This window comes from Paenibacillus sp. MAEPY2 (assembly GCF_000499205.1).
In the GTDB taxonomy this organism is placed as follows: Bacteria; Bacillota; Bacilli; order Paenibacillales; family Paenibacillaceae; genus Paenibacillus; species Paenibacillus vandeheii.
This window is the reverse complement of sequence record NZ_AWUK01000017.1, coordinates 43634-62856: the sequence shown is the minus strand read 5'-3', so window position 1 is coordinate 62856 and position 19223 is coordinate 43634. Positions and strand designations below refer to the sequence as shown.

General features: G+C 45.5%; 20 protein-coding genes. 19 read left to right on the top strand and 1 reads right to left on the bottom strand.

All coding sequences use genetic code 11. From position 1 onward, the window contains the following. Positions 1 to 80 precede the first annotated feature (80 nt). The 19 genes from accB to P364_RS0115320 all read left to right on the top strand — a co-directional run bounded on the left by accB (position 81) and on the right by P364_RS0115320 (position 18286). Entirely contained in the window at positions 81 to 545 is a 465-nt protein-coding gene (gene accB / locus P364_RS0115415; RefSeq protein ID WP_024630998.1) for an acetyl-CoA carboxylase biotin carboxyl carrier protein, read from the top strand. A 54-nt stretch (positions 546 to 599) separates the two neighbouring features. Beyond that, on the top strand, positions 600 to 1943 hold the full coding sequence (accC, locus tag P364_RS0115410) for an acetyl-CoA carboxylase biotin carboxylase subunit (protein WP_024630997.1): 1344 nt from the start codon (positions 600 to 602) through the stop codon (positions 1941 to 1943). A 226-nt stretch (positions 1944 to 2169) separates the two neighbouring features. Beyond that, complete coding sequence (locus P364_RS0115400) at positions 2170 to 2580, top strand: Asp23/Gls24 family envelope stress response protein (protein ID WP_024630996.1); 411 nt, start codon at positions 2170 to 2172, stop codon at positions 2578 to 2580. Between the two features lie 147 nt (positions 2581 to 2727). Continuing rightward, entirely contained in the window at positions 2728 to 3267 is a 540-nt protein-coding gene (gene amaP, locus P364_RS0115395) for an alkaline shock response membrane anchor protein AmaP (protein WP_024630995.1), read from the top strand. Between the two features lie 14 nt (positions 3268 to 3281). Continuing rightward, entirely contained in the window at positions 3282 to 3515 is a 234-nt protein-coding gene (locus P364_RS0115390; protein WP_024630994.1) for a DUF2273 domain-containing protein, read from the top strand. 195 nt (positions 3516 to 3710) lie between these two features. Next, positions 3711 to 4163, top strand: a complete 453-nt coding sequence (gene nusB, locus P364_RS0115385) for a transcription antitermination factor NusB (RefSeq protein ID WP_024630993.1) — start codon at positions 3711 to 3713, stop codon at positions 4161 to 4163. An 88-nt stretch (positions 4164 to 4251) separates the two neighbouring features. Beyond that, positions 4252 to 5109, top strand: coding sequence for a bifunctional methylenetetrahydrofolate dehydrogenase/methenyltetrahydrofolate cyclohydrolase FolD (gene folD / locus P364_RS0115380; protein WP_024630992.1), 858 nt, complete (start codon positions 4252 to 4254; stop codon positions 5107 to 5109). A 9-nt stretch (positions 5110 to 5118) separates the two neighbouring features. Continuing rightward, the gene (gene xseA / locus P364_RS0115375) at positions 5119 to 6483 is read left to right on the top strand and encodes an exodeoxyribonuclease VII large subunit (protein WP_024630991.1); all 1365 of its coding nucleotides are present in this window, start codon (positions 5119 to 5121) and stop codon (positions 6481 to 6483) included. Then, complete coding sequence (xseB, locus tag P364_RS0115370; protein ID WP_024630990.1) at positions 6473 to 6730, top strand: exodeoxyribonuclease VII small subunit; 258 nt, start codon at positions 6473 to 6475, stop codon at positions 6728 to 6730. Before xseA ends, xseB begins: the two co-directional genes overlap by 11 nt. Continuing rightward, positions 6723 to 7628, top strand: a complete 906-nt coding sequence (locus tag P364_RS0115365; RefSeq protein WP_024630989.1) for a polyprenyl synthetase family protein — start codon at positions 6723 to 6725, stop codon at positions 7626 to 7628. Before xseB ends, P364_RS0115365 begins: the two co-directional genes overlap by 8 nt. A gap of 279 nt (positions 7629 to 7907) precedes the next feature. Continuing rightward, entirely contained in the window at positions 7908 to 9815 is a 1908-nt protein-coding gene (gene dxs / locus P364_RS0115360) for a 1-deoxy-D-xylulose-5-phosphate synthase (protein ID WP_024630988.1), read from the top strand. Between the two features lie 68 nt (positions 9816 to 9883). Next, entirely contained in the window at positions 9884 to 10729 is an 846-nt protein-coding gene (locus tag P364_RS0115355) for a TlyA family RNA methyltransferase (RefSeq protein ID WP_024630987.1), read from the top strand. Between the two features lie 81 nt (positions 10730 to 10810). Then, on the top strand, positions 10811 to 11299 hold the full coding sequence (locus P364_RS0115350) for a hypothetical protein (protein WP_236642090.1): 489 nt from the start codon (positions 10811 to 10813) through the stop codon (positions 11297 to 11299). Between the two features lie 123 nt (positions 11300 to 11422). Then, the gene (gene ahrC / locus P364_RS0115345) at positions 11423 to 11872 is read left to right on the top strand and encodes a transcriptional regulator AhrC/ArgR (RefSeq protein ID WP_024630985.1); all 450 of its coding nucleotides are present in this window, start codon (positions 11423 to 11425) and stop codon (positions 11870 to 11872) included. A gap of 56 nt (positions 11873 to 11928) precedes the next feature. Then, the gene (gene recN, locus P364_RS0115340) at positions 11929 to 13647 is read left to right on the top strand and encodes a DNA repair protein RecN (protein ID WP_024630984.1); all 1719 of its coding nucleotides are present in this window, start codon (positions 11929 to 11931) and stop codon (positions 13645 to 13647) included. 120 nt (positions 13648 to 13767) lie between these two features. After that, a complete protein-coding gene (gene spoIVB / locus P364_RS0115335; RefSeq protein WP_024630983.1) occupies positions 13768 to 15099 on the top strand; it encodes a SpoIVB peptidase in 1332 nt (443 codons plus the stop codon). Between the two features lie 193 nt (positions 15100 to 15292). Beyond that, positions 15293 to 16108: a sporulation transcription factor Spo0A gene (gene spo0A / locus P364_RS0115330; protein WP_024630982.1), complete on the top strand. Its 816-nt coding sequence runs from the start codon at positions 15293 to 15295 to the stop codon at positions 16106 to 16108. A gap of 314 nt (positions 16109 to 16422) precedes the next feature. After that, positions 16423 to 17289 (top strand): EAL domain-containing protein, encoded by an 867-nt coding sequence (locus tag P364_RS0115325; protein ID WP_024630981.1) that lies wholly within the window; start codon positions 16423 to 16425, stop codon positions 17287 to 17289. Between the two features lie 166 nt (positions 17290 to 17455). Further along, positions 17456 to 18286 carry a GGDEF domain-containing protein gene (locus tag P364_RS0115320; RefSeq protein WP_236642089.1) on the top strand — a complete coding sequence of 277 codons (831 nt, stop codon included), beginning with the start codon at positions 17456 to 17458 and terminating at the stop codon, positions 18284 to 18286. Positions 18287 to 18397: 111 nt separating this feature from the next. On the opposite strand, the gene P364_RS0115315 is transcribed toward P364_RS0115320, so the two are convergent. After that, complete coding sequence (locus tag P364_RS0115315) at positions 18398 to 19207, bottom strand: hypothetical protein (protein WP_024630979.1); 810 nt, start codon at positions 19205 to 19207, stop codon at positions 18398 to 18400. Between the last annotated feature and the right edge of the window lie 16 nt (positions 19208 to 19223).

The following is a 19223-nucleotide window of genomic DNA, read 5'->3' as shown; positions in this document are numbered from 1 at the left end:
TATCGATTATGATATAATACATAAAGCCATATGACCGTCCTAGTGAGACTGGCATGATGCCGAAGGAGTGAATAATGGAAATGTTTAAATTGAGTGAGATCAAAGAACTGATCAAACTGGTAGATGAAAGTTCCGTTCAAGAGTTGGAAATTGAAAACGAAGGATCACGGTTGTCGATTCGCAAACCGGGTAAAACCGAGTATGTGCAGGCAGCTGCTATTCAACCGCAAATGATTGCTGCACCACAGGTGCAACCGGCTGCAGTGGTAGCTGAGGCTGCTCCGCAAGTCGATACTACAAGTCATTTACATAAAATCGTATCACCGATGGTGGGTACTTTTTACAGAGCTTCCTCGCCGGAAGTAGGTCCTTTTGTAAGCGCTGGTGATAAAGTTGTTGAGAAAACAACGGTATGTATCATTGAGGCGATGAAGCTGATGAACGAGCTTGATGCTGACATCAAGGGAGAAATCGTTGAAGTGCTGGTTGAGAACGGACAGCTGGTTGAGTATGGACAACCCCTGTTCCTGGTAAAACCGGAATAACGGTTATAGCCGCATAACGCAACTGCATGAGCTTCGAAGGAGGACAAAAACGAAATGAAATTTCAAAAAATACTGATTGCGAACCGTGGTGAAATCGCGGTACGTATTATTCGTGCCTGTCGTGAAATCGGCATTTCGACGGTAGCAGTCTATTCGGAAGCGGATAAAGACTCCCTGCATGTTCGTCTTGCAGATGAAGCGTATTGTATCGGGCCTACACTTTCGAAAGACAGTTATCTAAACTTCACAAACCTGATGAGTGTAGCTACACTGACGGAATGTGATGCGATCCATCCCGGGTACGGATTCCTGGCAGAGAACGCTGATTTTGCAGAAATCTGTGGTTCCTGCAATATTACGTTCATCGGCCCTTCTCCGGAAGCTATTACCAAAATGGGAGATAAGGCTGTCGCCAAACAAACGATGAAGGATGCAGGTGTACCTGTAATTCCGGGATCCGACGGTTTGGTTGAAAATATGAATGAAGCCATTATGATTGCTAGAGATATTGGATATCCTGTCATTATCAAAGCTACCGCTGGTGGTGGAGGTAAAGGGATTCGTATCGCTGAAGATGAGGAAACGCTGATCAAGCAAATTACAGCTGCCCAGCAGGAAGCACAGAAAGCTTTTGGCAATGCCGGAGTTTATCTGGAGAAATTCCTGACAGGCATGAAACACGTAGAGATTCAGATCATTGCAGACAAACATGGAAATGCAGTGCATCTGGGCGAGCGTGATTGTTCCGTTCAGCGTCGACGTCAAAAGCTGGTGGAAGAAGCACCTTGTCCAATTATCTCTGAAGACGTGCGTACATTGATGGGAGAAGCCGCAGTCCGGGCAGCACTTGCCGTGGATTACTCTGGAGCAGGTACGCTTGAGTTCTTGCTCAGCCCTAACGGTGAATTCTATTTCATGGAAATGAATACACGTATTCAGGTGGAACACCCCGTAACAGAGATGGTTACAGGAGTGGATCTGATCCGCGAAATGATCTCGGTAGCTGAAGGCAATCCGCTTTCTTTCCGTCAGGAAGATGTTGTGATCAACGGTTGGTCCATTGAATGCCGTATCAACGCAGAAGATCCAGACCGTAACTTTATGCCTTCACCAGGTAAAATTGGTTTCTACCTTGCACCAGGAGGTCCGGGTGTACGTGTAGATAGTGCAGCTTATCCGGGCTACACCATCTCTCCTTACTATGACTCCATGATTGCCAAATTGATCGTGTGGGGAGCAAATCGGGAAGAGGCCATCGCGAAGATGAAGCGTGCATTGGCTGAATTTGCGATTGAAGGCATTTCCACTACGATTCCTTTTCATCAGAAATTGCTGGAGCATCCAACGTTCGTTCGTGGTGACTTTGATATCAAATTTCTTGAGGAAAATGAGATTTAAAAGGTATATTGGGCTTGTTTGTCATAATGTAGCCCAAATGATATAGTATGTAATAATAAGAGCGCATGTCTCCTGCAGAGGATAAGCCGTAGGTAATAAGCGGATGAAGGTTGCAGGAGTTCCGGTAAAGCCGGACCGGAAGGGTTCTGAAGGTCAGATTGGCCTGAATACCATCACCCTGACGGATGGCCGCAAACTTATTTCGCGAAAGGTGTGTTGAACAGTTATGAGTACACTGCCGACAGAATTTGAACGAACGGATATCGGTGAAATCCAGATCGCACCTGAAGTTATTGAAGTGATCGCTGGGCTGGCTACAGTTGAAGTCAAAGGTGTTGCAGGCATGAGCGGCGGATTCGCTGGTGGATTTGCTGAATTGCTTGGTCGCAAAAACCTTTCCAAAGGCGTTAAGGTTGAAGTAGGTCAGCGTGAAGCTGCAGTGGATGTTTCCGTTATTATTGAATATGGGTACCGTCTGCCACAGGTGGCTACCGAAATTCAACAGAACGTGAAGCGCTCCATTGAGAACATGACTGGATTGAATGTGAATGAAGTGAACGTGCACATTCATGACGTACAGTTCAAGAGCACCGAGAAAGTAGAAGAAATCGACCTGAACAGTCAGCGCGTAAAATAAAAGAAGACAGATTCCCCCGGCATCACTGTCGGGGGTTATCCCGTCTTGGACAGGTCTTCATAGAAAGCGAAAGCTTGCACCTGAGGATCACTTTTTGCCAATGGGCAGGTTAAGCAATGTTAGTGAGCAAGGGAGGCTGTGCAGTTCGTGGCTAAAATACTGGATCGGCTTCTGTTGTTTATATACAGCATAAGCGTTGGAGCAATATCGGCAGCAGTCATACTTCTTATCAGTGGTGTGCTGCCTTACGAATTGAATTACCAGCAGGAACAAAACGTTATTGTTGCGGCGGTTGTTGCAGCGGCGATTTTGTTTATCCTGAGTTTGCGATTTTTCTACATCTCGGTTCGGCGTGATCGTGCTTCATTGCCGTCTGTAGATCAGCGTACCGAGTATGGTGATGTACAGATTTCGATGGAAACGATTGAAAATCTCTGTCTCAAAGCAACTTCCCGTTTCCGGGGAGTGCGTGATGTCAAAGCTCGTATTCGTGTGGTTGAATCCGGACTGGAGATTATGATTCGCGCGGTAGTGGATGGCGAGACGCCAATCCCGACGCTGACATCCGATCTGCAGAAGGCAATACATGATCATGTACAGGAGATTACGGGTATCCCGGTTTCTTTTGTCACCGTGTATATCGCCAACGTTACCCAGTCGCCTAACTACAAGAGTCGAGTGGAATGAGGTGAGTTTCACTGATGCTGTTGAGAGAGATTTGGGATAGTCACAGGGGCCGAATTACCGGAATTATCGGCGGCATCTTTTTTGGATTTCTTTATGTATGGATCGGTTTTTGGGATATGTTGTTCTTTGCACTCTTGGTGTTCATCGGTTATACGTTAGGCAGACGAAGCGACTCGAAGCTGGGCTCGTTCATTCCCTGGAGGGAATGGGGGCAATGGCTCGGCGATCGCTGGCGTCCCTTTAAGTGAGCCACCTGAACCCTGCAATATGTTTCTTCCGAAAATAGAGCTGTAGTTTAGGTTGCCCGTTTTTTGGAGGAAACGATTGCAGGTTTTTTTGTGAAAAGGGATAACAATATAATAAGATCTCTGATTCCATCAAAGATTTTATATTTTAAAATAAGCATGATGACGCTCCAGAGGGAGCGCTGCAGGAGGCAGGAAATGAAAAGACGTTTGGCAAGGGAAATTGCAGTACAAAGTCTGTATCAGATGGAAATGAATGAAGTGGGCGCAGCTGAAGCCGTGAATATGTTGATCAATGAAGCCGCTGAAGACAATGAAACCGAAGTGGTTATTCGTGATGCAGATGTGATGCGTACCTACGTGACCGAAATGGTACAGGGCGCATGGAACAATAAAGAAGCGATTGACGGCTTACTCGTCGATTATTTGAAAGGCTGGCAGATAAGTCGTCTGTCGCGGGTAGATCGCCAGATTTTACGGCTTTCAACGTATGAAATGGTGTTCCGTGATGATATTCCGGCAAAGGTATCCGTCAATGAAGCGATTGAATTGTCCAAATATTTTGGTACAGATGAATCCGGTAAATTCGTTAATGGTGTACTTGGGCGCATGATTCAGGAAGTCGACACCATCAAAGCAAAAATGTCTTAAGTTACAATTAACTATAGTTTGTTTTCAAAAAGACCGGTTTTCAGTACCGATTCTAAATCATATGTTCACATAAGGGAGAGAGAGTACAGTGACAGCATCTATTATTAACGGTAAAGAAGTATCCCAAGAAATCCGCGCAAGCATGACAACTGAAGTAAAACAGCTTAGCGAACAGGGAGTAGTACCTGGTCTGGCTGTTGTGCTCGTCGGGGAAGATCCGGCATCCCAAGTATATGTGCGTAATAAAGAAAAAGCATGTCACGACCTCGGTTTCTATTCCGAAGTTCATCGTCTGGATGCAAGCACGTCCCAAGAGGAACTTCTCGCTCTGGTGGACAAGCTGAACAAGCAGGAATCCATTAATGGCATTTTGGTTCAGCTCCCACTACCGAAGCATATCCAAGAGAAAGCGGTTATCGATGCGATCGCCGTGGACAAAGATGTGGACGGCTTCCACCCGGTTAATGTGGGTAATCTCGTCATTGGTGATGATAGCCTGTTGCCATGTACCCCTGCGGGCGTAATCGAGCTGATCAAGCGTACGGGTCTCGAAATGTCGGGCAAACATGCTGTAGTTATCGGACGCAGCAACATTGTCGGCAAACCGGTATCCTTGCTACTTCAACGTGAGAACGCAACGGTAACCATGTGTCATTCCCGCACAGCGAACATGAAAGAGATCACGCGCCAAGCAGATATTCTTGTGGTTGCCATTGGACGTGCAAACTTTGTGGATGCCGATTTCGTTAAACCAGGTGCGGTTGTAATTGATGTTGGGATGAACCGCTTGGATAACGGCAAACTGGCAGGGGATGTGGATTTCGAAAGCGTGAAGACGGTATCTGGTCCAATTACACCCGTTCCTGGAGGCGTAGGTCCAATGACGATTACTATGTTGATGCAAAATACACTGATCGCTGCCAAACGCGCTCACGGATTGGCCTAGGTCGAATCTGTGGCAGATCAAAAAATCTACTCCATTAAAGACCTGAACCGATACATCCGGATGAAGCTGGAATCGGATCAGGTACTGTCGGATGTATGGCTGCGCGGAGAGATCTCCAACTTTACACATCACTCCAGTGGTCATATGTATTTCACATTGAAGGACAAGGACAGCCGAATTAAATCCATTATGTTTGCTTCCCATAATCAACGATTGCCCTTTGTACCGAAGGAGGGTGCAAGGGTTATTGCTCGTGGCAATGTCTCAGTGTATGAACGGGATGGACAATATCAATTCTACGCCACACACATGCAACCGGATGGTATCGGAAGTCTGTATTTGGCCTATGAGCAGCTGAAAAAAAAGCTGGAGGACGAGGGACTGTTCTCTGCATCACGGAAAAGGCAGATTCCCCGTTTCCCACAGACAATTGGTGTGGTCACTTCTCCTACAGGTGCAGCGGTAAGGGATATCATGATTACCTTACAACGCAGATATCCCTCTGCCCAAGTGATTCTATATCCTGTTCTAGTTCAGGGTAAAGGCGCGGCTCCTTCCATTGTGAAGGCCATCAACAACCTGAACCGAATGGGCGAAGCCGATGTGCTGATTGTCGGACGAGGCGGTGGATCATTGGAGGAGTTGTGGGCTTTCAACGAGGAGATCGTGGCAAGAGCGATTGTGGGCTCGGCCATTCCAGTGATCTCAGCAGTCGGGCATGAAACGGATTTTACGATTGCCGATTTTGCTGCGGATCTGCGTGCAGCAACGCCTACGGCTGCTGCCGAACTGGCAGTGCCCAATCGAGCTGAACTGCTTGATCAGATTGCTCAGCGTCAGCGTCAGCTGCAGCACAGCTTACGGCAGCGTGCTGTTCATAATCGCGAGCGACTGGCCAGGTTGCAACGTTCACCTGTACTTGTGCACCCAAGACGAACCTTGATGCAGCATACGGAGCGACTGGACATGCTGCAACAACGACTTCTGAGAACGGTAAATACGCGTATGAAATGGACAGCTGAGAAGCAGGAGCGTCTGCGTGCGGCATTGCAGCGGTTTAATCCTCGTGAACAGGTAAATGCAGCAAGACGCGAGAATGCATCAGCCCGGCGTCAGCTGGAGGTTGCCATCCGATCTATTACGAGAGCGAAGCAGCAGCAATGGAAATCATCTGTGCGGCATCTGGATGCGCTTAGCCCGCTCAAAGTCATGTCACGAGGTTACAGCCTTGTATATGACGAACAGGAGCAACGATTGATCAAATCGATGAAGGATGTACAGCCTGGAGATTCGATAAAGATTAAATTAACAGACGGGCAGCTGGACTGTCAGGTTTGGGGAATGAAGGAGGACGACAATACCCATGGCGAATGAACCGGAATTGAATTTTGAAGAGGCAATGGCGGCATTGGAAGACATCGTAGGTCAGCTAGAGCATGGTGATGTTCCACTGGAACAGGCCATTGATTTGTTTCAGCGTGGAATGAAGCTCTCACAACTTTGCGGTTTGAAGCTGGAACAAGTGGAACGTAAGATCGAGATGATCGTAGAAGAGGATGGGGAACTTCGCAAGAAACCGTTCGGCACTGCCGTCGACGAAAGCGGTGAAGTCAATGAGTAATCGTCCTTCGTTTGAAATGTATCTTGAGGAAGTCACAGCTGAAGTGACGGGAGAGTTGAAGCAGACTCTTCCTGTTCACTGGGATGTGCCTCAGTCACTGGTTGACGCGATGCAGTATTCACTTATGGCCGGGGGCAAACGCCTTCGTCCACTTCTGGTCGTTGCTGCGGCGGAAGCCTTCGGTGCACAGCGTTCAGCTGCACTGCCGGTAGCCTGCGCCGTGGAGATGGTTCATACCTATTCGTTGATCCACGATGACCTCCCTGCAATGGATAATGACGACTATCGCAGGGGAAAATTAACGAATCACAAAGTGTTTGGTGAAGCGACAGCTATATTGGCTGGTGATGCACTGTTAACGCATGCTTTTTATAGTATCGTTCAGGCAGGTCGTCGCAGCGGTGTGTCAGCAGATGCATTGTTGTCCATTGTGGAGGAATTGTCCGAACTGGCTGGAGCCAGAGGCATGGTTGGCGGACAAGTGGCTGATATGGAAGGCGAGCAGGGTATGACTGATCTTGCCCAACTGCAGTACATTCATCTGCATAAGACCGGAGATTTAATTGTGTTTTCCCTCATTGCTGGAGCTCGCATTGGTGGTGCAACAGAAGGCCAATTGGAAGCACTGCGGGTGTTTGGCAGAGACCTGGGGCTGGCTTTTCAGATTCAGGATGATATTCTGGACCTGACGGGTGACGAGCAGAAAATGGGCAAGAAGACGCAAAGTGATGTGAATCAGCAAAAGGTTACATATCCTTATTTTATTGGTATGGATGCATCTCTTCATGAGGTGAAATCCCTTACGCAATCTGCAAAAGATGCGCTTGATAGAGCGGAGTTACCTGACCCTTCCAGACTGATGGAGATTGCTGATTATCTGATGAGTCGTGATCATTAGGTTCTGGAGAACATCACTGTTTCAAATCACTCAGAATAGTGTAATCCTTTTAATGTGCTTTTTCTGGGTTCATGAGTAGATTGTCCCAAATGAAATGGGGAATACATATGGAGGAAGATCATACGTACTTTGCTGGCGAAAATGCTCGTTATCTGGAGTATAGTGCCGTAAATTATGATTCTTGTTCTTTTATGTTATAATGTTTTAATGTGATTTAATAAACTGTGTATATATCGTTTACAAAACAATCAAACAATCTAGGAAAGCGGGGAGATTCTCGTGCTGCTTCCACAAATTAAACAACCCAGTGATCTAAAGTCGATGTCTCAGGATGATCTCGTCCTTTTGTCGGCAGAGATCCGGCAGTTTCTGATTGAGAAGCTGTCCGTTACAGGGGGCCATCTTGCACCAAACTTAGGAGTGGTTGAGCTCACGGTAGCCCTGCATTATTGCTATAACAGTCCTGTGGACAAAATGATTTTCGATGTAGGGCATCAGGCTTATGTGCACAAGGTTCTAACGGGGCGGATGGATCGCTTTGATACACTGCGTCAGCACAACGGCATGTGCGGATTTGTTAAACGTAACGAAAGTGAACATGATGTATGGGAAGCCGGCCACAGCAGTACATCGTTGTCTGCTGCAATGGGAATGGCGCTTGCCCGTGATCTTAAAGGTGAAGACAATCAGGTTATTGCGATGATCGGGGATGGAGCGCTTACAGGTGGTATGGCTTTTGAAGCTCTCAATCACATTGGTCATGAGCAGAAAAAACTGATGGTCATCCTCAATGATAATGAAATGTCCATTGCTCCGAATGTTGGGGCTATGCATAAATATTTGAGCAAAATCCGTTCGGATCGTCATTATTTGAAAGCCAAGGACGAAGTGGAAGGAATGCTCAAAAAAATTCCTGCCATCGGGGATCGTTTGGCCAAATCAGCGAGCTGGATTAAAGATAGTGTGAAATACATGATGGTTCCAGGAGTTCTGTTCGAAGAGCTGGGCTTCACCTATTTGGGACCTATTGATGGACACGACATTCCTAAATTGATTGAAACGTTCAAACAGGCGGATAACGTGGATGGCCCTGTCATGGTGCATGTACTTACCACCAAAGGTAAAGGTTATCAGCCAGCTGAGGCCGATTCACACAAATGGCACGGCATTTCTCCGTACAAGATTGAATCAGGTCAAGTACTAAAAGCTGTAGGCAAACCAATGTATACTGAAGTGTTTGGTAAAACGTTGATTGATCTTGCCAAGCAGGATAAACGAATTGTAGCGGTGACACCAGCCATGCCAACAGGTTCGGGACTTATTCCTTTCAGCAAGGAATTCCCTGATCGCATGATTGACGTGGGTATTGCTGAACAGCATGCGGCAACCATGTGTGCTGCACTGGCTATGGAAGGGTTAAAACCCGTATTTGCTGTTTATTCGACGTTTATGCAGCGTGCATATGATCAGATTGTACATGATATTTGTCGTCATAACGCCAATGTTATGTTCGCTATTGACCGTGCCGGATTTGTCGGGCCGGATGGCGAAACGCATCAGGGTGTGTACGATGTGGCGTTTATGCGTCATATTCCAAATATCGTTCTGATGATGCCGAAGGATGAGAATGAACTGCGTCATATGATGAAGACGGCGCTTGAATATAATGAAGGTCCAATTGCTTATCGTTATCCACGAAACAATGTTGTAGGCGTACCTCTTGACGATGAACTTATTCCGATTCCAATCGGTACATGGGAACAGCTTCGTCCATCTGAAGGTTATGCGATTATCGCATCGGGATCGATGGTACAGCTTGCTGAAGAAGCTGCGGAGACGGTTAAAAGAGAAGGTATTACGGTTGGTGTAATTAACGCACGCTTCCTTAAGCCACTTGATGAGCAGATGCTGCGTGATCTGGCAGTCCGAGGCACGAAGTTGATTGTGCTTGAAGAAGCATCACAAGCTGGCAGTATGGGCAGTGCAGTTCTGGAATTCTATGCAGAACAAGGGCTGCATGATGTTCACGTGCAACTGATGGGGATACCGGATCGATTCATTGAACATGGCAGCATTGAGGATCAGAGAGCAGAAGTGGGACTCACGGTCGAGAATGTGAGCTCCGAGCTGCGCAGTATGGCAGCCCAATCTTCATATGGCATGTCCAGAACTCGGTTCCCTTCGTAACAGGAGCAATTAGAGTAACTGGAACACATGATTGATTAATTAGGATTACTACATGATAGGAGAAAGACATGTCACTCCCGAAAGAACGAATTGATGTTCTGCTGGTTGAGCAGGGATATTACGAAAGTCGTGAGAAGGCAAAAGCTGCAATCATGGCTGGACTGGTATATGCCAACAATGAGCGGATTGAAAAAGCGGGCATGAAGATTCCAAGGGAAGCCGAACTTAAAGTAAAGGGTTCAGTACACCCCTATGTCGGTAGAGGCGGATTAAAGCTTGAAAAAGCGATCCGTCACTTCGACCTCAATATGAATGGACTTGTGATGCTTGATATCGGTTCATCGACTGGTGGATTTACCGATTGTGCTCTACAACATGGTGCATCTCATGTATATGCCATCGATGTAGGATATAACCAGCTGGATTGGTCACTCCGTAATGATGAACGAGTTACTGTAATGGAACGAACGAATTTCCGTTATGTGACTCCGGAAGATTTAAATGGACCTGTACCGAATTTTTCCAGTATCGATGTATCCTTTATTTCGCTGAGAATTATTTTGCCCCCGTTGCTGGCACTTCTGAAGCAGCCGGCAGACATTGTAGCGTTGATTAAACCTCAGTTTGAAGCAGGCCGTGAGAAAGTCGGCAAGTCTGGCGTCGTTCGTGATTCTAAGGTTCACAAGGATGTTTTGCAGACGATGCTCCGTTTCGCCAATGAACTTGGATTGAAGCTGAAGGGTTTAACTTTCTCGCCGATTACAGGCGGAGAAGGCAATATCGAATTTCTCGCGCACTGGCGTCTGGAAGAACCAGAGGCAACACAACAAGAGAACGTTCAGGCTTCACTTGATGCACTTGCAGATCAAGTTGCAATGGAAGCTGCTCATACTTTTACAGGAAACTCATCATAAGATGGGTTTCTTTTCGCTGGAAAGGTGACATTCTAAAAGGAAATCGGTTGTCGAATCTCGAATATGTCTTCGAGGTGAGCGATGATGGATGGGCAATATGACACAATTGTTATTGGTGTACTTGCTGTCTGCTTGATATTATGGCTGTTCTTTGGCTTGCGGAATTGGGTTAATCGTCCAATTCCGGTAAGTTTGTCGGGTATGCAACTGAATTCAGAAATCCAGGACTCACCGGCATTGGATCTACTTGAAGCGGAAGGATATGAAGTCATCGGAGGTAAAATGAAGGTTCCACTTGCCTTTGAAGCGAATGAATCCGTTTATTACAGCAGGCTGTTCATTGATTATGTGGCAGAGCGTGATGAGGAAAGATATCTGGTAAAGACGTCGCGTCGCAGGCAACCTCTTGAACTTACTGGACCAGCCCTGCGAGACCGTTTCCTGTATTATTTGTTGTTATATCCCGGCTGTGAAGGCTTGCTGTATGTGGACATGGAGGAATCGGATATTAAGATCATCAGGCTCATGGATTATCAGGAAGACGTATACGATGGAGATGATCTGGACTAAGGGTATTTATATAACCTGGAAGTTGCTTATATAACGAATAACGAATTGCAGCATGGCAAAGTATACGGAAAATTAAAATTTGCCGTCTATTGCAATATATTGAACTTTTAACTGGAGGCATGTATGAAAGGACAACGACACATTAAGATACGTGAAATTATTAGTCAAAACGAAATAGAAACCCAGGATGATCTGGTTGAAGCTTTGCGTAAATCCGGATTTCAAGTGACTCAAGCTACAGTATCCCGGGATATCAAGGAACTCCTTTTAATCAAGATCCCGATGGATGATGGACGTTACAAGTATTCGTTACCGACAGACCAACGATATAATCCGATTCAGAAGCTGAAACGTGCTCTGGTGGATAACTTCTTACACATTGATCATTCAAACAATCTGGTTGTGATGAAGTGTTTGCCTGGCACAGCGAACTCCATTGCTGCTTTGCTCGATAATATCGAGTGGACCGAAGTGATGGGGACTATCTGTGGAGATGATACTATACTCATCATTTGCCGGACGGAAGGTAACAGTGTGACCGTTATTGAACGGATTATGGGTTATATTTCCTAGAATATAATGGTTCAAAAACATAATTTCTGAGGAGTCATCCGGAGGTGTTTTTGCAGATGTTAGTTACATTATCGATTCGTAATCTGGCTGTTGTGGAAGAGGTTGATGTTGTTTTTCACCCGGGATTTCATGTCTTGTCTGGCGAAACAGGGGCGGGTAAATCAATCATTATTGATGCGCTGGGTTTAATTGCAGGTGGACGAAGCTCGGCCGATCTGATCCGGTATGGATGTGAGAAGGCCGAGATGGAGGCTCTGTTTGAAATGGAGCCAAGCCATCCCGTATGGGAGACGCTGGAGAAGCTTGGTATCCATTGTGAGCCGGAGGAGCATCTGGTGATCCGTCGTGAATTGAACACGCAAGGTAAAAGCACATCTCGTATTAACGGCCAACTGGTCAATTTGACGATGCTTCGTGAAGTCGGAGAGAAATTAATTAATATTCATGGGCAGCATGAGCACCAAAGTTTGTTGCGTGCAGAGAGTCATCTGGGACTTCTGGATACATACGGGGCAGCCATCATAGGTCCAGTCAAAGCGGAGTATCAGGAGCGCTACAGTAAATTTATTACTGCGGAAAAAGAACTGCGTGCGCTTCAGGAATCCAGTCAACGGGCATATCAATTGCTGGACATGTATCGCTTTCAGCTGGAAGAGATTGCAGCTGCTTCTTTAACACAGGGTGAGGATGAATTACTCGGAGAAGAACGGGTCAAACTATCCCATAGTGAGAAAATGATGGACAGTGTAGCCGGTGCCTATGATCTGCTTAGCGGTCAACGTGGGTTAGAAGCTGTGAGCATCGCTCTGTCACGCATTGAAGATATATCGGGCTATGACAGCAAGGGGCTGCAGCCTATTGTTGAACAGCTCCAGTCAGCATTTTATCAGCTGGAAGACGCCACGTTTCAGTTACGCGATTATCGCGAGAAGATCGAATTTAACCCAGGTAGATTGGAAGAAGTGGAACAGCGACTGAATCTGATTTCTGGCCTCAGACGGAAATACGGCGACAGTGTGGAACTTATTTTGAATTATTATGAACAAATTAGCCATGAAACCGACCAGCTGGAGAACAAGGATGAACGTCTGGAGAAGCTGCGTAATGAACGAGACAAATTGCTCAAATTGGTTATGGAGTCTGCCGAGGATCTTAGCCGTGTTCGTAAACAATGTGCAGAAGAACTTGCAGCACAGGTGGAAAGTGAGCTTAAGGATTTACAGATGGAGAGAACAACGTTACGAGTTCAGATTACTCCTTTTGAAGATTCAAAAGGGATCGAATGGAATGGGCGTCGCATTCGTCTAACGCGTCAGGGTGCAGATAATGCGGAATTCCTCATTTCTCCGAATCCAGGTGAGCCTTTACGTCCGCTCGGCAAGATTGCCTCTGGTGGAGAGTTGTCCCGAATGATGCTGGCGATGAAGAGTATCTTCGCACGTCATGATCGGATACCGGTATTGATCTTTGACGAGGTTGATACGGGTGTGAGTGGAAGAGCAGCACAATCCATTGCGGAGAAATTATACCGTCTGTCCTCCACTTGCCAAGTTTTCTCTATTACTCACTTGCCGCAAGTGGCTTGTATGGCGGATCATCAGTATCTCATCGAGAAGCATGTCTATGACGGTCGCACAATGACACAAGTGGAATCGCTGTCAGACGAAGGCAGAGTGAAAGAATTGGCACGTATGCTGGGCGGTGTGGAAATTACAGAAAAAACGCTGCATCACGCACAGGAAATGTTGAATTTGGCGGAAGCCAAAAAAGGGTGAAACGAGCGACTGGCGTAATGATTGACAGTAATAAAAGCCTGGGGGCGAGGTTATCTTATAGGTACGCAATTGGCGACCACCTTTCGTCAAGCGAAAGAAGCAAAGGGAGTGTGACAGCCATTGAATTCCCCCCTCAGGAAGAAATTGCTAGGTCTTTTATTTGCCTTCTTTCTATGTGTGATCAGCCAGGCCATTCAGCCTGTGCAAAGTTATGCTTCATTACCTGATGAGGTACAGGTATTTGCAGGCAGGCAGGCTGATGTTCATCTAGCTGTACCGGCTGCTTCAAGCGCTGTTGTGGATCGCCCTGACATCGTCGGTTTCGATGGAAAGGAAACTGCGGTCCACGTAACGAAGCAACAACCTTTGCATCTTCATCCCCAACAAACGGGACAGGCCAAATTAACGTTAAAGTTGTGGGGCAAAATTCCGGTAAAAACGGTTAACGTAAACGTGATTCCGGATTTGCGTGTAGTGCCCGGTGGTCAAACCATTGGCGTTAAAGTAAAATCTGCAGGGATTCTGGTTGTAGGGCACCATCTGGTCCGTTCTGGTCAGGATGAACGTGTATCCCCTGGAGAATCAGCAGGCATCAAGCTTGGAGATCTGATTACCCATATGGACGGTAAGCGTCTGGATGGTGTATCGGGTGTCGCTGAAGCTGTTGAGCTTGCAGGCAAGAACAAAAAAGGAATTGATGTCGTATTAAAACGTGGCAAAGAAACGGTTAAAACGCGTTTGACACCTGCTTATGATGCTGAAGATAAAGCCTGGAGGCTTGGATTGTACATTCGTGACTCCGCAGCAGGTGTAGGGACATTAACCTTCTATGCTCCGGATCAGGGCGTGTATGGCGCGCTGGGACATGTCATTACGGATATGAACACTCAAACCTCCATCGTTGTCGGTAGTGGTCAGATCGTTCAGTCCAATGTAACGTCGATTTCCAAGAGCGAATCCGGTGATCCGGGTGAGAAACGTGCTCATTTCCTGAAAGAAAGTAAAATTTTGGGCAATATTGAACGCAATACGGCTTTTGGTATCTTTGGTAAAATGTCCGGTAATCCTGAACATAGTTTGTATTCCAAAGGCATTCCCGTTGCTTTCTCCCATGAAGTAAAGGAAGGTCCTGCAGAAATTCTCACTGTCGTTGAGGGCCAGCAAGTGGAACGTTTCGCGATTGATATTGTTCATGTTGCCGACCAATCCGAACCGGCAACGAAAGGTTTGGTGCTTCGTATTACAGATCCGAAGCTGTTGGATAAAACCGGAGGCATTGTACAAGGCATGAGTGGCAGTCCAATTGTTCAAAATGGAAAATTGATTGGTGCTGTGACCCATGTATTCGTCAATGATCCGAAATCAGGTTATGGCTGTTTCATTGAATGGATGTTACAGGATGCAGGAGTCATGATGAAGAAGGATAATGCAAAAAACCTTAAGGCGGGTTAACCTCCTTAAGGTTTTTTTGTCGAATGGAAACATAAAACATCAGATAATGAAATAAAATATTTATTATATAGCAACTAGAAAAAAAAATAAAGAAAAATAATATTCGACAGAAGGAATTTCCTCTCCTGTGTCGAAAATTTAACCTGTAAGGAAATGTACGAAACGATGTTTAAATTAAAGGAGGATAACCGTTTTGCAAAAAATTGAGGTACTGCTGGCCGATGATAATCGTGAATTTACGAATTTGCTTGCCGAATATATATCCGAACAGGAAGATATGGAAGTGACTGGGATTGCTTACAATGGAGAAGAAGTGCTGCAGCTGCTGGAGCAAACACGCGATGTACCAGATGTACTGATTCTGGATATTATTATGCCTCACCTGGATGGACTGGGTGTGTTGGAGCGTCTGCGCAACCTGAATCTGTCTCCACAGCCCAAAGTCATTATGCTTACGGCTTTCGGACAAGAGAATATCACGCAGCGTGCCGTGCAACTCGGAGCTTCTTATTACATCCTGAAACCGTTTGACATGGAAGTACTCGCGAATCGTGTTCGTCAACTGGTTGGCACACAAACCACGATCTCCACAGGCGGTGGTAGCGGTTCATCGATGTTTATGAACAAGTCCAACGTGGTGCCGATGGGTAAACACAAAAATTTGGATGCAAGTATTACGTCCATCATACATGAAATCGGCGTTCCTGCGCATATTAAAGGATATCAGTATTTACGCGAAGCCATCACCATGGTGTATAACAATATCGAAATTTTGGGAGCCATCACCAAAACCCTATATCCAGCGATTGCCGAAAAGTTCAAAACAACGCCGTCTCGCGTCGAACGTGCGATCCGTCATGCCATTGAAGTGGCTTGGACCCGTGGCAACATCGACAGCATCAGCCACCTGTTTGGCTATACGATCAACATCAGCAAGTCGAAACCGACGAACTCCGAATTCATCGCGATGGTCGCTGACAAGCTCAGAATTGAGCATAAGGTGTCCTGAAAGGATCAGGAATAAGGGTAATCTGAAACAAATAATTGAACTTCTGTATGGATAAGTGAACACCACATTTTTATTGAGTCTTCCAAGGCCGATAGAAGCGTGGTGTTTTTTTCACCTACAATTTTGTACTTTCCTTCAAGGAGTGGAGCAATCTTTATTAAACAGAAGCGAATAAGTATGAATTTCTCTGAATGTGTACTTCGAATGGTGAAATTTTTTACAAACTTTTACTTGCAGTTAACGCTTTCTCAGCGAGAAAGTGGTACGATGTGACCACTGACTAGATCACATTATAGGTATAAAGGATGAATGATATGAAGAGAACCACTTTTCTCTATACATACAAAAACGAACTATACAATTCTCTGAGATATGTACATAAATCGCTTCAACAATCTATTCTTAGTTACAGGCAATTCACCGGACTGCAAAAAATTATGCGGGATAGAATGCTTACTACATATTTTCAGCCAATCTTGAATCTGCAGAACGGGAGATGTCTTGGTTACGAAATATTGAACCGTCCGCCCATATCTAATCTTTTTCCAAATGCAGAAGCTTTTTATCAATTCATTGGTCATACGGATCAGGTTTTTGCGTTTGAACGTTTCTGTCGTGAGATTTCGATTGAAAGATTCAGAGCCTCTTTAACTACAGAGCGGTATCCCGAAAATACTGTCGTTTTTTTAAATATACATCCTCAGGTTTTAGCCGATTCAACCTACCGCAGTGGAGAAACCATCAGTCTGCTGAACAGTTATGGTCTATCCCCTGAACAAGTGGTCTTCGAGCTAACCGAAAAACAGGCCGTTCATGATTATGTGGAATTCGAACGGATCCTCTCAAATTATCGATCTCAGGGCTTTCGGATTGCCATTGATGATGCAGGTTCTGGTTACAGCAGTCTCAAAGCGATTGTAAGCCTCAAACCGGATTTTATTAAATTAGATAGAGCGTTGATTAGTCGAGTGGACACACATCCGGATCAGCAGCACATTGTAAGGATCCTTAAACAATTTGCAGTCGACTCGGGGACCAGTATCATCGCAGAAGGTATCGAGCGTTACGAAGAAATTCAATTTTTGCGTCGTGAAGGTATTGAATACGGTCAGGGTTACGCACTTGGAAGGCCAGACACCGTATTAAAGCCGTCTCCCTTATCTTTTCCCAAGGGTAATTAAAGATTTGAAAAAGTAGATGGTATAGCTATGTATAGAGGAGGCGAATGGTATATTTACGCAAATAGGTGAGATAGCCGATACGATTCCTGTAGTAGCGCCAGAAACAAAATGTGATATCGTCTATAATCTTTTTAAGTCCAATCCCAATCTGGAAGGTGTGGCGATTATGGGAGAACAGGGCGTCTCATTAATGATGCGAGCTCGTTTCTTCCAGCAGATTGGGACACAATACGGCTATAATTTGTACATGGGACGCCCGGTGGAACTGGTTATGAACGTTCGGGCACTGGTCGTCGATTACGCTGAACAGATTACGGATGTCAGCGTGCTGGCGATGAATCGATCTGAAGAAGAATTATACGATCTGGTGCTTATAACGGCTGAAGGCGTTTTGTATGGAGCGGTTAGTATCCGACGTTTGCTGCTTGCAGTTGCGGATGTTCGAGCCGAGATGGCGATTTTCATGAATCCCTTGACAGGGCTTCCGGGTAACCGAATCATAGATGAACGATTAGATCAGTTACTCCAGCTTGATTATTTTAGTGTTCTATACATAGATTTGGATCACTTTAAATCCTACAATGATAGCTATGGGTTCAAAATGGGGGATCAGCTTATTCAAGCTACTGCTAATCTGCTCCGGAAGCTTTTTGTTTTTCCAGAAGCTTTTCTGGGCCATATCGGCGGCGACGATTTTATTGGAATATTAAATCATCATGACTTTAGGGATGTCTGTGAAGAGGTGATAGCAGGTTTTGAGAAGATCAAGCGAATGTTCTACAATCAGGATGACTTGGATAATCAATATGTTTTGGGCGAAGGACGTTCTGGACTGAATCGACCTATACCACTCGTGTCGGTATCAATCGCTGTGGTTACGAACCGTGGACAACAGTATGAAAATATCGATCAAATTGTGAGTGAGGCGACCCGGATTAAAAAAGTATGTAAATCGGTGAATGGCAGCATCATTTGCGGAAATGAGGAAGCTGTATAACGATAATTGTGGGAGAGATTCATCGGATGTGGAAAAACCGTTATTTATCAGGGGAAATTGGCCTGTAAATAACGGTTTTTTACTGAGAATACAATCCTTTTATGTAACTGGTTAAACCCGAATGTCGAGTGAAACATAGGAAGGGGCAGAGAATGCATTTGATTGCGTTTCTTGAATTTTTCCCAGGTCGTTATCATTCTGTGAACCATTGGAAATCTTCGATTTATTTTCTGCCTTGTTTTCTTTATTCACTTCCTGAACTTCATTTGCATGAGATGGTGGAATCGAATCAGCAACTTCTGTTGGTACCGGTTGGTTTATTTCTTTTAATTTTTCTCCAATTGACTCATCAACCTTGCGAATTTGAGAATCAATCTCTTGGACCATCTCACGCTTCATTTGAAAAACAGTTTGTTCTGCGTTTTCCAACATCATTGACTTGCCCATGTCATTTCCCGAGTCGCTATCGAGAACGATCCGGTCGAATCTGGTTTCACCCTCTAATGTTTGAATAGACCCGTGCATGCGATCACGCAAACCGACAAGTTTACCTAACTGATCATAAGTCTGGCTATTTTTGATTAGATGACCCATTGCCGGAGCGTGATTTTCGTCGGTGACCTCAGACGGTTGAGGCTGTTGTTGCTTAGGTTGATCAGACTGTTTTAATTTATTTTTTTCTTGAAGCTCCTCGCTTTTGATTTGGGCCATTTGATTATCGACCTGTTGGATGAAACTCGTTATAGATTTAACTCGTTCAGCCTTAATTTTGGAGTCCAATTGATCATTGGATTTGACAGATTGCAGTTCTTCATTAAGCCTGATTTTTTGTTTCATAAGTCCCTGAATTTCCTTATCTCTGCTGGAGACTTGGCTCCCGGGGGTGACGCTGCTTTTGGCGGCAGGTGAAATTGAGTTCATGATCTTTTCCCCTTCT

What these genes read in the sequence shown, in the direction of transcription:
- accB (WP_024630998.1), top strand. Translation starts at nt 81, where the DNA reads ATGTTTAAATTGAGTGAGATCAAAGAACTGATCAAACTGGTAGATGAA.
- accC (WP_024630997.1), top strand. Translation starts at nt 600, where the DNA reads ATGAAATTTCAAAAAATACTGATTGCGAACCGTGGTGAAATCGCGGTA.
- P364_RS0115400 (WP_024630996.1), top strand. Translation starts at nt 2,170, where the DNA reads ATGAGTACACTGCCGACAGAATTTGAACGAACGGATATCGGTGAAATC.
- P364_RS0115390 (WP_024630994.1), top strand. Translation starts at nt 3,282, where the DNA reads ATGCTGTTGAGAGAGATTTGGGATAGTCACAGGGGCCGAATTACCGGA.
- nusB (WP_024630993.1), top strand. Translation starts at nt 3,711, where the DNA reads ATGAAAAGACGTTTGGCAAGGGAAATTGCAGTACAAAGTCTGTATCAG.
- xseB (WP_024630990.1), top strand. Translation starts at nt 6,473, where the DNA reads ATGGCGAATGAACCGGAATTGAATTTTGAAGAGGCAATGGCGGCATTG.
- P364_RS0115365 (WP_024630989.1), top strand. Translation starts at nt 6,723, where the DNA reads ATGAGTAATCGTCCTTCGTTTGAAATGTATCTTGAGGAAGTCACAGCT.
- P364_RS0115355 (WP_024630987.1), top strand. Translation starts at nt 9,884, where the DNA reads ATGTCACTCCCGAAAGAACGAATTGATGTTCTGCTGGTTGAGCAGGGA.
- P364_RS0115350 (WP_236642090.1), top strand. Translation starts at nt 10,811, where the DNA reads ATGATGGATGGGCAATATGACACAATTGTTATTGGTGTACTTGCTGTC.
- ahrC (WP_024630985.1), top strand. Translation starts at nt 11,423, where the DNA reads ATGAAAGGACAACGACACATTAAGATACGTGAAATTATTAGTCAAAAC.
- recN (WP_024630984.1), top strand. Translation starts at nt 11,929, where the DNA reads ATGTTAGTTACATTATCGATTCGTAATCTGGCTGTTGTGGAAGAGGTT.
- P364_RS0115325 (WP_024630981.1), top strand. Translation starts at nt 16,423, where the DNA reads ATGAAGAGAACCACTTTTCTCTATACATACAAAAACGAACTATACAAT.
- P364_RS0115320 (WP_236642089.1), top strand. Translation starts at nt 17,456, where the DNA reads ATGGGAGAACAGGGCGTCTCATTAATGATGCGAGCTCGTTTCTTCCAG.
- P364_RS0115315 (WP_024630979.1), bottom strand. Translation starts at nt 19,207, where the DNA reads ATGAACTCAATTTCACCTGCCGCCAAAAGCAGCGTCACCCCCGGGAGC.